A 12,800-nucleotide genomic window follows, 5' to 3' on the forward strand; every position below is an offset into this window, starting at 1 on the left:
AAATCCGTGTGCGGTGATCGTCTGGCCGGTGCACCAGACAATCCAGAACAAGCGGTCAGTCAAGGCGTCGCCACAGCCGTCCCGTAGGCTCGCCTCATGGCCACCGCCCGGCAGCCCGGATTTGCATCTCAAAACGATAACGGCGTCGTATAGTTGCAGGTCGCGAAGTGCTCTCCCCGCGCGAGCGGGGGTGGTCCGTGACGCCGAGGAAGCCGCGCCAGGTCATTCGCGCTCTCCCCGCGCGAGCGGGGGTGGTCCGCGTGGATTACGGTCTCCTCCGAGACCTATCCCGTTCTCCCTGCGCGAGCGGGGTGGTTCGGGTGGACGACCTTCGGCCGTTTCGTCATGCCCGTTCTCCCCGCGCGAGCGGGGGTGGTCCGCGCGCGACGCCGTACGTGGTGGTGAGGTGGTGGTTCTCCCCGCGCGAGCGCGGGTGGTCCGCTGACGGCGCCCTCCAGGTCGTCCGTGCTCGCGGTCTCCCCGCGCGAGCGGGGGCGGTCCTGCCGCCGGCTACAGCGAGGTGTGACTGTTCGGGTTCTCCCCGCGCGAGCGGGGGTGGTCTGTCTGACCCCTCCGTCCATCGTCGGCGGGCCGTGCCCCCCTGTACACGCGGGGCCTTTGCCTCAGGCGCCTAGTCGTGAGGTAGAGAGCCAGCACCTCGCTCAAGAGCGCATCCAATGCAACGGGTCAGTCCACCAATCCTTGCTGGACTGCGACTACTCCCAGCTGGAATCGTGTTTTGGCTCCGAGGCTCTCTCGCAGAGTTTTGATATGTCGACGCACGGTGGTGAGGCTCAGATCCACCCGTTCTACAATGCCCTCATCCGAGAGGCCTTGGACGAGTAGGCGTAGGATCTTAACCTGAATTTCCGGGAGACCTCCACTGTTTCGCCCCATCCCACCAAAGGGTATGGCTCGCTCCCAAAGCAGGTCGAAGTATTCTCGCAGTGCACCTGCGATCACCGAGGACTGAACCAGAAGAACTGCCGACGCCTCGGCTGCGGTGAGCGGAAGGATTGCAGTCGCCTCGTCAGCGAGTCGCAGGCTCATTCGAACGCGTGGAAGTATGCGAACCTGCATGCCGGTCGCGGCTATCATTTCCAGTTTGTCTCGTGTGGCTACTTCCTTCAGGCAGTCGGAGTCATAGATTGCTCTGCATCGGGCGCCGCGCTCTACTGGGGAGGGAGTCACGGCAGCACCGCCACTTGCGTCCATCGGCTCTGCCGGCGCATGGCTGCTCAGAGCCAACCATTCGCGCTGCACTGAGCCGAGTAGCCTGCTAGTCAGCCTGCTGACTTCATCGCTGTCGGTGACAAGTTGCGCCAGTTGGCGCACCGATGGGTCTGCGGTCGCACTTGTGTTTGCCGAAAGATCGCGCATGCGCTGATACCCGCCCAGGAGCCTCTGATAGTCGGCCAGCGCTTCTTGCGCGAGGCCGAACAGCGTATGCTGCAACACCACGTCCATCGGAACAGCCATCGTGCATGACGCTTCGTCGGCTGTGGGTTCACATCTCTGGGCCATTCCAGCACAGATCAAGCTATTTAAGTTATCCGCTCCCCCGAGTACACGTGATGCTTCTTCGATTGAGCATCGCCCTGCAGTTAGGAGCCGAAGGTACAGATGGAGTGTTTCTGCTTCAACGACTCCACCAAGCAGACGAACGGCCTTCTCCTCGAGAGAACGCATGCGGAAGCCTCATTTCAATCGACTACACGAGATATAATGCAGACCATTCCACAGAGGTCAATCCGCCATCTCACACTAGAGCCTCTTTACTCTCATCTTTTGCGATAGCGGCCATCCTTGGAAGCAGACGGAGGGCAGTCAGCACGGAAAGCGTTGCGATGACAACTGCGCCACTTGCCCAGAACGCGAGCCTCTCAGGGCCGAAGGTGTCCGCCAGAGGCCCGGATACCAGCATGATGAGTGGCATGAGGGCATAGCTCGTGACCATGTTCCAGCTATTGACACGGACGAGCATGTGCGGAGAAAAGCGTTCCTGTAGAAGAGACGTCCATAGGACGTAGTAGACGGCCTGGCATACGCCGGGAATGACCGCCGCGACGGCGATTAGTTGCCAGGCCGCTCCGCTTCCCATCAGAAGCATGGGAAAAGCCACCGAAAGAGGAAGCAACGCAGCCACCTGAATCGGTTTCTCGGGCCGCCACCGGGCACCTACCAAGGCACCCAGCACTGCGCCAAGGGGCTCGCAAGCACGGATGACTCCCCAAGCCCAAGCACCTCCGTGGCCATCGGTGGCGTAGAGCGGACCTGCGATTTTTGTGTAGCAGACCACCGCGGTGGTTATCGCGGTGTACTGCAAAGTCATGAGCCATATCCATGGGCAGGCCCCGAACTCGCGCCATCCGGCCCGCAGCTCGCGCAGTGGGCCCGCGCCAGGGTTGCCGGGGCGCGCGGTGGCCAGCCGGCTGAGTAGCACGGCGCTCAGCCCGCACAAGACGCCTCGCATCGAGGCAGCCGATGCTGGTCCGATCGCGGTGACCATCGCGCCGGACGAGATGAGGCCGATGAGCAGGCCGACCGACTGGGTTTGATTGACGAGCGCGTTCCCGGCTGGGCGGCTGGGCGAGTCGAGGAGATCGGCGATGATGCCGCGGAGTGTGGGCAGGAACATCGCGGTGGCCACACCGCCGATGGCACCCAGCACGCACAGCAGCGCCAGGGGCGCTCGTCCGGTGAAGAGTGCGGCGCCGATGGCCAGCCAGGAGAGGCAGGCCAGTGTCTCGGCGCCCATCAGTACGTGGTGCCGACGGAAGCGGTCTCCGGCGACTCCCCCGCAAATTATGAGTAGGGCGGGGAACGCGTTGCAGGCCATGACCAGGGACAGCCCGTGCGCACCGTAGCCCAGGTTCATCACGCCCCAGGCGAGGGCCAGTTGCCCGAATCCGACACTCGCACTGGAGATGACGCGGGAGATGAACAGGGGTGCCACGGAGGGGTCCCGGAGGAGGGTGAGCGGCGACAAGAAGCCGGACACAGCGCTCCTACCTCCTTGTCAGGTGTGTGAGGAGGAACTGTGCGATATCCTCGAATGCCTTGATCTCGTTGCTGCGATTAGTGAATCCATGGCCTTCGTCGGGATAGACGTCATAGCGCACGTCGATACCGCGGGCGCGGAGCCGGATGACGATCTGGTCGGATTCGTCCTTGGGGACGCGTGGGTCGTGGGTGCCCTGGATAACCAACAGTGGTGCGGTGATGGCATCGGCGTAGGTGATCGGGGACCGGCTGGTCAGGAGTTCGGCGTCGGTGTCGGGGTTGCCCAGGACGGCGTCCACGGTGGGCCTCCAGGTGGGTGGGCAGGCCCGGGCGAGGGTGACCAGGTTGGACGGGCCGCAGAAGGACACCCCGGCCGCCCACGGGTACGGGAGCCGTGACAGGCAGGAGAGGGCGGCGAATCCTCCGTAGGAGCCGCCCATGACGGCGATGCGGTTGGCGTCGATGTCGGGGAGGGTGTGCAGGTGGCGGACGGCGTGGTCGAGGTCGTCCAGGTCGATTCCGCCCCAGTTGCGGTAGATGAGCTTTTGGTGGGCGAGTCCGTATCCGGTGGAGCCGGCGATGTTGGGTGCCAGCACTGCGATGCCCTTGTGCAGGAGGTACTGGTAGAGGCCGGAGTATGCGTATTCGGGACGTTCTTGGGCTTCGGGGCCGCCGTGCACCGAGAGCAGAACTGGATGAGGACCTGGCGTGTGCGGTCGATAGAGCAGGGCGTGGACCTGGCGTCCGCCGGAGGCCGGGTAGGTGATCAGGTCGGGCTGGACAGGATCGATCACCTGGACGGCAGGTGGGCGAGCGTCGGTGAGGTACCGGAATCCAGTTGCCGGGTCGAGTACGCCGATCTCGCTTGGCCGGGTCGCCGTGTCGATCTCCAGGACGATCCTTTCGCCGTCCGGACTGATCGAGATCGCATCGATGACTCCCTGGGGAGTATCCGCGAGCGTGAACTCGGTGTTGTCTCGGCTGGCGCGGAGCACGGAGCGTCCGCTTTGGTTGATGGACCAGACGAGGATGTCGCCGGCGGCTTCGATGTGCTCGGCATCCCAGTTGTCGCTGGTGATACGCGTCATGGAGGCGTTGTTCAGGGTGTATCGGCCGATAGAGGTGAACTCGCCCCACATGTCGGTGCACAGGTAGAAGGCGGTCGAGTCCGGTGTCCACGGTCCCGGGACGAAGTAGCCGTTTCCGTGCTCGGCAGTGACGCAGGCGGCCTCGACGTCGGGCTTGGTGAGGTCGATGAGGTATGTAGCGATGTCGGTGTTGGACCGGACACCGGCGGCCGTCAGCCACCGCCCATCAGGTGAAGTGCGGACCGGGGTGAAGTTGACGCCATCCGGGGGAACGATGCGACGCTCGGTGCCATCGGCCAAGTCTCGGATGAGGATGTCTTGGACGGTGCGGTCGCGGTCGTTGGCCGCATAAAACAGGTACCGGCCTTGGGCATCGAACGAGGCCTTTGCCAAGACCCGCTGACAGTCGGGGCCTGTGCTGATCTCGGTGAGGTCTTGCCCATCTGTGCCGACGCGGTAGATGCGGTACTGCTCGTCGCCGTTACGGTCGGCGGTGAAGACCAGGTTCTTGCCGTCCGGCCACCACATGATCTGCCGGACGGCTTGACCTTCGAGTTGGGTCACACGGTGCGGTGTTCCTCCAGTGACCGGGATGGTCCACAGGTCGAAGGACCCGGCGGCGTTGCTGCAGTAGGCGACGGTCTTGGCGTCCGGCGATAGGGCCACCTGCCCTCGGAAGCGTTCGGTGGGGACGAAATCCACATAGTCGGGCATCGCTGCTACTCTCCAGATGGGGTAGGTGTCAGTCGATCCAGCCACGTCGGGCGACCGCAGCGCCCATTGCGATACGGCTGGTGGTGCCGAGGTGCCTGCCGATCGTGCTGATGTGCCGTCGCACACTGCTGGTCTTCATGCCGATCCGTCGGGAGATCCCGTCATCGGTCATTCCCTGCGCCAGCATCCGCAGGATCGACATCTGGACCGGCTTGAGCGGCATCTCCGGCGCGGCATCGCCGAGCGGGACCGCACGCTCCCACAGCAGCTCGAAGTACTCGCGCAGCGCAGCGACGATCACCGGGGATTTGATCAGCAGCGCACCGGGCAATCCGGTCGGGGTCAGCGGCAGCAGCGCTACCGCCTCATCGGCAAGCTTCATCTTCATGCCGATCTTGGGCAGGATCCTGGCCTCTTCGCCGGCCCCGGTGTGCATTTGGATGATCTTGATGCCGACGGGGTGCTCGGCGCAGGACGCCTGGTAGATGGTCCGGCTTGCGACGTTGCCTTCGAACGTGGGCAGGGGCGGCATTCCGGCCAGTTCTTCCAAGGGCCGCTCCATGGCGAAGTTCTCCAGAGTCAGCCAGTGGCGCCGTGCCGTTCCCAGGAGTGAGCGGGAGGTGTCGGTGATCTCAGTGCGGTCTGTGAGGACGCGCACTAGTTGGTCAGGCGGACCTTCCATGGCTCCGGGGAAGGGATGCATTTCGACCATGCGGCGCTGCCCGTCCAGCAGGCGTTGCTGGTCGGCGACCAACTTGCGGGACAGTGCCGCGAGGGCTCCCTGCAGCGCCAGATCCGGAGCGGTGGCGACCAGACGCGGGGAAACGGCCATCCCCAGCGGCATGACGTAGGCCAGCCCGGTCTCTTTCAGCGCCTCCACGATCCTGGACCCGCCGAGCACCTCGTCCGTTTCCGATGGCAGGCAGCCGTCCGAGGCCAGCAGCTCGGCGTAGGGGCTGAGCAACTCCTCAGCGACGAGCCCCTTCAGCAGTCTGGTGGCTGTCTCTTGGTCTTCCGTACTCACCTACACCTCCCGTGACAGAGAGTATCGATGCAAGTGAGGAGCGTCGCCAGAATGGCGCGTGAGCGTTTGGTGTCAATGAGCAGAGTCGCCATCAGCCGCCTGGCTACCTACGCTGCGGCTCCAGGCTGCTGGCGTAGGCGGTTTCTGTGGAAGCGGCTTCGATGGATCAGACTGCCGGTCTCTGGTCACTTGCCGCCATGAGGCGTTTCAATCAGATCCGTGACCTGGCAGGACCCGGTTTGATCAAGGTCTCCCTCGCGACCCATCCACCCGGAGTGAAAATGAATCGACTGCGCAAAGCCACCCACACGCCCTTGGCCCGCCGGCTTACCGGCCTCACCATCAAGCGGCGCAGCCCACACGGATGCCGCAAGCCGGTTCCGGAGCCCGTCCTGGCACGCGCCTTCAGCCACCCTCAAGGAGCCGGCGTCATCGGCCCAGGTGCCCAGCGTCTGCTACGTTCCGCGCTGGTCGACGCCCTGACCCGCAGCACGAACGGATGCGATGTCATCATCGCGCGGTCCGACCTGGTGCGTCTGCTCGGCACCGCAGCCATCGACCTCGCGTCACGCTTCGCCTCCGTCCTGCAAGTCACCGGCACCTTGGAAGAGGCGATCGAACATCTCGAAAGCAGGCTCCCGAGCACCGCTGCCACCGAGCCGGAGGACCAGAGTCCGGTCCTGTGGCTGGCGACACCGGGAGTAGACGCCGACGTCGTCCACCAGGTGATGGAGAGCCAACTCGCGGCCGACCTCATCGCGCTGTTCAACGGACCGTGGCCGTACGGCCCCACCCACTTCATCGACACCGACGGCCCCAGGCGCCCGCCTTGTCACGACCTGCAGCTGCTCAGTCGTGACAAGGCGATCGCCAAGCTCCGCGCCGTCGGCTGAACACGCTGAAGGTGGCAGGTGCTGTGTGGGCCAGGGAAAGCTCGTCCCCGGCCCACGATGTTCACTTGAACTTCGGACGCTGGTCGCTGACTTGGAAGACATCGCCAATAGCGGCGTCGATACGAGCGACGGCTTCGCTGAACGCGAGCGATCCGCCGATCAAGTAAGCGCGGTGCACCTCGTCCTGTTCCTCCCGGTCGGCCAGGTCGGCCTTCTGCCGTGCCCGGCCAGCCAAGGCATCACGGGAGCGGGTAAGGGCTCGCTGAATCCCGTTGGCGAACTCGCCTTTGGTCAAATCGTCAGGGAGCAGCAGCGCCAACGCCGCAGGCGGATCATGTGGTCGCTGCTTTTCGCCGCGCTGTCGCCTGGGGAAGCGGAACCATGTCACGAGGCGTCCGTGTCCGGGCGGAGCGGCCACAATGCCCAGACGACCTTGCCGGGTGCTGCGGCACCGGCGGTGATCGGATACCAACCCCATCCAGTGGCCAGGGCGTCGACGAGTTGCAGCCCTCGCCCACCTTCATCATCACTGTCGGGAGCACCCAGCTCTGGACGGGCGTCGCTGGGGTCACGGACCTCGGCGATGAGGTGTCCCGCCGAAACGCGGAGCTGGACGAGGATCATCAGCAGAGCACGGTCGTCGAGGGCGTCCAGGTCCTTGAGAACCGGCTGGCCGATGGCGTCGAAGGCATTCGTGGCCATCTCAGAAAGGACCTGCTGGCACTCCCAGCCGTGAGAGCGCTCCAGTCCCCAAGAAGCCAGCTTGGCTCGCGCAAAGGAGCGCACGAGGGGGATCGAAGTGGAGAACGCGGCCATGCCGATGCTGTCGCGGTAGTCGTCGCCTCCGTCGTGGTCAGGCGGCCGCCTGCCAGCCGGAACCGCCCGGCGACGCCGGACGGTGGCAGTGGATATGGACATCTATCAGAACTCCTGCCTAGTCATCGGTGGGGAGGGAGACGAAGCCAGTAGTGCACCGGGCCCACTGGCTGCTTACAGTCTCCTGCTTGCGACAGTCACGATTATGGGACTGTCGCAAGGAACCAGGCAAGGGCTTTCGCAACAGTGCGCGAAGAGACAATTACGCAAATGCAAACGAAACGGGCCAGAGCGGAACGCTCTGGCCCGTCGCGCGACGACCAGTGGCTACAGCAGACGGTATTGATCTTCCTTGACCGCACCTATGAAGGCACGCCACTCGCCGGCGCTGAACGCCAGCACGGCACCGCCCACGCCGACCGCCGAGTCTCGGACACCGATGCCCGACCGGCCGCGGGCCCGCCCAGCCTCGACACAGTTGTTGCCCGTACCGCTGTATGAGGACTTGCGCCACCCCGTGTAGCGCTCGGGACCATTCATGATCGTCTTCCTAACGAGATGGCAGGGACTTTGCTACCTGCGCCAGCATCTCGCGCGACCTCTCCACCGAGAGCGCCGCGCTCACCAAACCGGTGTACACCATCTCGAACTGCCCGGTCTGCTCCTGATCAGTGAGCACCAGATCGGTGGCCACCGCCTCCAGGCCGACCACGACCGGATCGCCACTGTCCGGGTAGGTGTAGATCGAAAACGAGCATTCAGGGATGTGGTAGCCGGGGATCTCTGCATCCACCGGCAACACCTGTACTGTGACCTGCTCTTTCTCGTCCATCAGCTTGATGATGCACTCGATCTGCCTCCGGAAGACCTCCGGCGGAACCGACCGTCGCCGCAGCACCACCTCGTCCAGAATGACCTCATACGCCGGGCCGTTTGGACGATGCAGCATCCGCTGCCGCCCGGCCCTCCCCTTCAGCACGCCGCTCATCTCAGCGCCCGAGGCCAATGGCAGTTCGCTGTTGGCCAACCGCGTGGAGATGAACTCCTCGGTCTGCAGCAGCCCCGGGATCAGGTTCTGCTGGTACTCCCGGATCACCGCGGCGCCGGCCTCCAGATTGGCGAACCGCGCTTGCCTCTCCCCGATGCCGGACGACTCCCACCACCCGTGGGACGCTGCTTCCGAGGTGATCTGCACGAGTTGCGTCCACTGGTCACCCTCAACACCCAAGGTCTCCAGCAACCTCTGGACGTCCTCCTGACTCGGCGGGACGTGCGCGTTCTCCAACTTGCTGACCATCTGCCGGTACACCCCGGACCTCTTGGCCAGATCCTGAGCAGACACACCTGCCCGCTCCCGAAGCTCCCGCAACTCCGCAGCGAGCCTCAACCGCCGCACATACGGACTGATCACCTAGCCCCCTTCACACCCCGGCTTCAAGAATGTCACTGAAAGGAGAATGTCACGCAACCGGAACGACCTCCGACTCCGTTGGCATCGATGCCGCAAGCCCGAACCAGCCAGATCAGGACCAACCGCCCGCTGGTCGACAGCCAAGCCATGCACGTAGACCTGCGGCTTTGGTGGTTACGACTCCGGGCCAACTCCATCTGTCTGCGAGTGGTCTTGCTCAGTAAGTAGAAGTCACCAACGGCAAAGCCGAAGCCGTCTCCTCCTGGTCAGTTGCCGCTGCCGCGCCGTCGGCCCTCGGCAGTCACGTCGCGCCGCTGAGCATTTGTCACCATCGCACGTTTTACTCATGCCGCTGACCGGCGTCCTTGGGTTTTCATTGTGGCTCGTCAGCAAAGCGACCCGCTTGGAGGAGCAGATGAACGCCATGTCCTGCATCCATGGCCCCATCAACTGGACGACGAGTCACCCACCCCACGACCGCTTGATCGGCGAGGCCGGCGGCAGCCCCGCGGGCTCCGGCCACCCTCCCGGCAGTCCCCTGCAGCCCCACATGACGGGTCGGCTGGAGGCGCCCTGGCTCGACAACAGGCGGTTTGCGCAGTCGGACCTCGCCCGCGGAGACTCTCTGGACGCCGACTTCAACGGTCGAGACGGGCGGCTGAACCGCTCTGCCTTCGCCAAGGCGCCCACTGTCAACGACGTGCGAATTCTGACCCCCTGCCGGCGTCTGAAAGTTGACCCCCTGGTGGTGTTGTTTGTTGTGGGTTGTTACTGATGGTCGTTGTTGGTCTGGGCGGCGGGGACGCGGCCCAGGTCGCGGTTCTTCAGGCGGTAGCTGTCTCCTTTCAGGCTGATGACCTCGGCGTGGTGGACGAGGCGGTCGATCATGGCTGCGGCCACGATGTCGTCGCCGAACACCTCACCCCAGCGCCCGAACGGCTTGTTGCTGGTCACGATGAGGGAGGCGCGTTCGTAGCGGCTGGAGACCAACTGGAAGAACAGATTCGCCGCCTCTGGCTCGAAGGGGATGTAGCCGACCTCGTCGACGACCAGCACCGGGATGCGTGCGAGCTTGACCAGTTCCTGCTGCAGTTTCCCGGTGGCGTGGGCGTCGGCCAGGCGGGCGACCCATGCGGCTGCGGTGGCGAACGCGACGCGGTGCCCGGCCTGGCAGGCCCGCATCCCCAGCCCGATCGACAGGTGGGTCTTGCCGGTGCCGGGCGGGCCGAGGAACACCACGTTCTCGCGGGCGGCGACGAAGTCCAGAGTGCCCAGGTGGGCGATGACCTCTCGTTTGAGGGAGCGCTGGTGGTCGAAGTCGAAGTCCTCCAGTCCCTTGCGGGCCGGGAAACGGGCTGCGCGGATGCGGGCCTCACCGCCGTGGGATTCGCGGGCGGCGACCTCGCGTTGCAGGCAGGCGGCCAGGAACTCCTCATGGCTCCAGGACTCGGCCCGGGCTCGTTCGGCCAGCCGGTCGACCGAGGCCGCCAGGGACGGGGCCTTGAGGACCCGGGTCAGGTAGGCCAGTTCGGCGGCGAGGTTGCGGCCACTGCCGGTCTTCGCAGAAGCCATCAGGCCACCCCCTCAACGCCCAGCAGGGCGTCGTAGTCACTGAGTCGGCGTTGTTCGACCTCGGTCCCGGCCGATGCCGTCACGGCCTGGATCTTGGTGCGGCGCAGCGCGGCGGCGGCCCGGGCGTGGGCCGGGTCGGTGATGCTCTGATGGACCGCCCAGCACCGGTCATGCCGGGCGACGAGTTGGCCGCCGCAGGTCACGGTGACCTGCTCGGGATCGGCGACGACCTCGACCAGTCGGCCGATGACCGACGGGTGCACCGAGTAGTCGTTGGAGGCGATCCGGACGTAGTGGTCGCGGGCCAGCCGTGTCGAGGTCCGCCACCCGACCGCCGGAGCAACCGGCGGCAACCCGACCATCGCCGCCCGATCGGCATCGATCCGGTCGGCGGGACGACACTCGATCCGCCGGTGATGACGGGCATTGGCCCGCGTCAGCCACTGGGCGAGCTGAGTGTTGAAGTCGCCGGGGCCGGTGAAGACGCGGCCGGGCATGAAGGAGGTCTCCAGATACCCGTTCGCCCGCTCCACCAGCCCCTTGGCTTCGGGGTCGGCGGGCCTGCACTGGCGGATCGCGATCCCCAGCACCCCGCGGAACGCGTTGGCCTCGCCGGTCAACTGCGGACGGCCACCCTTCCACTGCCCGATCGCGCCCTCGTTGTCCCACACCAGCGTCCTGGGCACCGCCCCCAACACGCTCAGCAGGGTCCACATCCCGGCGAACAGGTCCCCGGCCGCCCGCGAGGGCAGCATCCGCGCCATCAGCCAGCGCGAATACCCCGAGACCATCACCAGCACCGGCGGGCTGCCCGCCTGCCCGGCACCCAAAGGGATGTGGGCCGGCGGGAACCACAGATCGCATTGGGCCAGCTCGCCGGGCTGATACGCCGTCCGGGACACCGGATCCACCGGCTGGTAGTGCGGCCGCAGGATCCGGACCCGGTCCTTGAGCACAGTGAGCGAGTTCGTCCAGCCGATCCGCTCGGCGATGACCGTGGCCGGCATGTCCGGAAACTGCTCCAGCAGTGCCCGGATCTGCGGCTCCACCGCGTCCACGATCGACCCCCTGCTCGCCCGCCGGTACTTCGGCGGTTCCTCGGCCGCCAGCGCCCGCTTGACGGTGTTCTTCGAGATGCCCATCCGCCGAGCGATCGCCTTGATCGGCATGCCCTCGGCCCGGTGCAACCGGCGGATCTCCGCCCAGTCCTCCACCTTGATCACCCTCCACAGTGACAGCGGAGGGGGTCAGATTTCGGCCGTCGCCTGGGGGTCAGTTTTCACGTGTCGTCGACACCCACCGGCAGCATCGGCGTGTCCTGGATCCGCGCGGTCAGACCCGACGTGAACGCCCCGGGATACCGGGCACCTCGGGTACCGACCCCCACCGCACCTGCCTACCCGGGTCCAGGGGCGGGTGAGTCTCTCACAGGTGGACCGTACGACCTCTAGCGGCAGGTGACACCGCACGTGCAAGGTGAGTGCCACCAGCATGCGCCTCTCGATTACATGACGGGTGGCGGTCTCGGCGCTGCTAGGCCATCGGAGCGCCTGTCCAGCGCGGCGTCGATGCACGCCAGCGCCGGCTCGCCGTGGCTGCTCAAGGCGTGAACGGCCTCATGCCGCTCGCAAGTGCGCAGTGCGACCATGTCTGGCTGCCTGGCCCGCCGATGGAGGAGGGGGCCAGGCAGCAAGGACGCTTGATCATTCGGAACTCCCCTCGTAATGCGCGTTCAGCGTAAACCCAGTTTGAGCGGTATATAGCGAACCCCCTGAAGTTCCTGTTTCGCCCAGTCCCTCGCGCGCCGCGGTCGCTCGCCGGACGCTCTTCGCCTTCCTACGGGACCCCAGTCCCGCATCGACGGAGCCAGCGAGGCATTGCCTGCAGAAGGCAGCATCACTTTCCCGTGCTCATTTGTCGACGCCGTTCGGTGAGGACCGAAAACCGCAGCTCAGTGCGGGGAGGTAGGCGGAAGGGAGCGACCAGTGAAGGCGGTGGCGCTCACCGGCCCAGAGCCGCCCAGCAGGCCGACGTCGGCTGGACACGCTGCCGCTGCCGAAGGCAACACGGATGGCCGAGCGGCTGGTCCATGACATCTTCACCGCGCTGGCCGAGCAGACGGTGGTGGCGCAGGGCACCAGACGGCCGTGCTGCTCGAACAGGCTGCGGATCAGCACGGCCGACCGCGGCACAACTCGGCCTCCAACCGGGCGAACGCAGCCGCGGCCGCCGATGCGGCTGGCCTAGAAGCCGGCGCACATCCGCGGCGCCTACGCCCG

General features: G+C 65.6%; 12 protein-coding genes and 1 pseudogene. 3 read left to right on the forward strand and 10 right to left on the reverse strand.

Annotated elements, in window-relative coordinates:
- Positions 1–687: 687 nt before the first annotated feature.
- The 4 genes from ABFX46_RS18935 to ABFX46_RS18950 all read right to left on the reverse strand — a co-directional run bounded on the left by ABFX46_RS18935 (position 688) and on the right by ABFX46_RS18950 (position 5,829).
- Positions 688–1,479, reverse strand: a complete 792-nt coding sequence (locus tag ABFX46_RS18935; protein ID WP_346043771.1) for a helix-turn-helix transcriptional regulator — start codon at positions 1,477–1,479, stop codon at positions 688–690.
- A gap of 280 nt (positions 1,480–1,759) precedes the next feature.
- Positions 1,760–2,956: an MFS transporter gene (locus tag ABFX46_RS18940; RefSeq protein WP_346043773.1), complete on the reverse strand. Its 1,197-nt coding sequence runs from the start codon at positions 2,954–2,956 to the stop codon at positions 1,760–1,762.
- Between the two features lie 52 nt (positions 2,957–3,008).
- Positions 3,009–4,805, reverse strand: coding sequence for a S9 family peptidase (locus ABFX46_RS18945; RefSeq protein WP_346043775.1), 1,797 nt, complete (start codon positions 4,803–4,805; stop codon positions 3,009–3,011).
- A gap of 28 nt (positions 4,806–4,833) precedes the next feature.
- Positions 4,834–5,829 (reverse strand): LuxR C-terminal-related transcriptional regulator, encoded by a 996-nt coding sequence (locus tag ABFX46_RS18950; protein WP_346043777.1) that lies wholly within the window; start codon positions 5,827–5,829, stop codon positions 4,834–4,836.
- Positions 5,830–5,990: 161 nt separating this feature from the next.
- Between ABFX46_RS18950 and ABFX46_RS18955 the strand changes: the two genes are divergently transcribed.
- On the forward strand, positions 5,991–6,722 hold the full coding sequence (locus ABFX46_RS18955) for a hypothetical protein (RefSeq protein WP_346043778.1): 732 nt from the start codon (positions 5,991–5,993) through the stop codon (positions 6,720–6,722).
- 61 nt (positions 6,723–6,783) lie between these two features.
- Here the strand turns inward: ABFX46_RS18955 and ABFX46_RS18960 are convergent, their stop codons facing one another.
- From ABFX46_RS18960 to ABFX46_RS18975, 4 genes are all read right to left on the reverse strand, one after another.
- Positions 6,784–7,041: a hypothetical protein gene (locus tag ABFX46_RS18960; RefSeq protein ID WP_346043779.1), complete on the reverse strand. Its 258-nt coding sequence runs from the start codon at positions 7,039–7,041 to the stop codon at positions 6,784–6,786.
- A gap of 65 nt (positions 7,042–7,106) precedes the next feature.
- Complete coding sequence (locus tag ABFX46_RS18965) at positions 7,107–7,640, reverse strand: ATP-binding protein (RefSeq protein ID WP_346043780.1); 534 nt, start codon at positions 7,638–7,640, stop codon at positions 7,107–7,109.
- A gap of 225 nt (positions 7,641–7,865) precedes the next feature.
- Positions 7,866–8,078, reverse strand: coding sequence for a DUF397 domain-containing protein (locus ABFX46_RS18970; RefSeq protein ID WP_346043781.1), 213 nt, complete (start codon positions 8,076–8,078; stop codon positions 7,866–7,868).
- A 10-nt stretch (positions 8,079–8,088) separates the two neighbouring features.
- Positions 8,089–8,949 carry a helix-turn-helix domain-containing protein gene (locus ABFX46_RS18975; protein WP_346043782.1) on the reverse strand — a complete coding sequence of 287 codons (861 nt, stop codon included), beginning with the start codon at positions 8,947–8,949 and terminating at the stop codon, positions 8,089–8,091.
- A 346-nt stretch (positions 8,950–9,295) separates the two neighbouring features.
- On the opposite strand from ABFX46_RS18975, the gene ABFX46_RS18980 reads away from it, so the two are divergent.
- Positions 9,296–9,724: a hypothetical protein gene (locus ABFX46_RS18980; protein ID WP_346043783.1), complete on the forward strand. Its 429-nt coding sequence runs from the start codon at positions 9,296–9,298 to the stop codon at positions 9,722–9,724.
- Here ABFX46_RS18980 and istB read toward each other — a convergent pair.
- Together istB and istA are read right to left on the reverse strand one after the other, a co-directional pair.
- On the reverse strand, positions 9,718–10,521 hold the full coding sequence (gene istB, locus ABFX46_RS18985) for an IS21-like element helper ATPase IstB (RefSeq protein ID WP_346043784.1): 804 nt from the start codon (positions 10,519–10,521) through the stop codon (positions 9,718–9,720). The two genes, ABFX46_RS18980 and istB, sit on opposite strands and share 7 nt — an antisense overlap.
- Positions 10,521–11,744, reverse strand: a complete 1,224-nt coding sequence (gene istA, locus ABFX46_RS18990) for an IS21 family transposase (protein WP_346043785.1) — start codon at positions 11,742–11,744, stop codon at positions 10,521–10,523. Before istA ends, istB begins: the two co-directional genes overlap by 1 nt.
- Before the next feature lie 769 nt (positions 11,745–12,513).
- Between istA and ABFX46_RS18995 the strand changes: the two are divergent.
- Positions 12,514–12,660: pseudogene (locus ABFX46_RS18995) on the forward strand (IS110-like element IS110 family transposase); the annotation flags it as partial.
- Positions 12,661–12,800 lie beyond the last annotated feature (140 nt).

It is taken from the genome of Actinomadura chokoriensis (assembly GCF_039529475.1).
GTDB lineage: Bacteria > Actinomycetota > Actinomycetes > Streptosporangiales > Streptosporangiaceae > Spirillospora > Spirillospora bangladeshensis.

Coding starts and splice junctions, on each gene's coding strand:
- ABFX46_RS18935 (WP_346043771.1), bottom strand. CDS start 1,479: ATGGCTGTTCCGATGGACGTGGTGTTGCAGCATACGCTGTTCGGCCTC.
- ABFX46_RS18945 (WP_346043775.1), bottom strand. CDS start 4,805: ATGCCCGACTATGTGGATTTCGTCCCCACCGAACGCTTCCGAGGGCAG.
- ABFX46_RS18955 (WP_346043778.1), top strand. CDS start 5,991: ATGGATCAGACTGCCGGTCTCTGGTCACTTGCCGCCATGAGGCGTTTC.
- ABFX46_RS18965 (WP_346043780.1), bottom strand. CDS start 7,640: ATGTCCATATCCACTGCCACCGTCCGGCGTCGCCGGGCGGTTCCGGCT.
- ABFX46_RS18970 (WP_346043781.1), bottom strand. CDS start 8,078: ATGAATGGTCCCGAGCGCTACACGGGGTGGCGCAAGTCCTCATACAGC.
- ABFX46_RS18980 (WP_346043783.1), top strand. CDS start 9,296: ATGCCGCTGACCGGCGTCCTTGGGTTTTCATTGTGGCTCGTCAGCAAA.
- istB (WP_346043784.1), bottom strand. CDS start 10,521: ATGGCTTCTGCGAAGACCGGCAGTGGCCGCAACCTCGCCGCCGAACTG.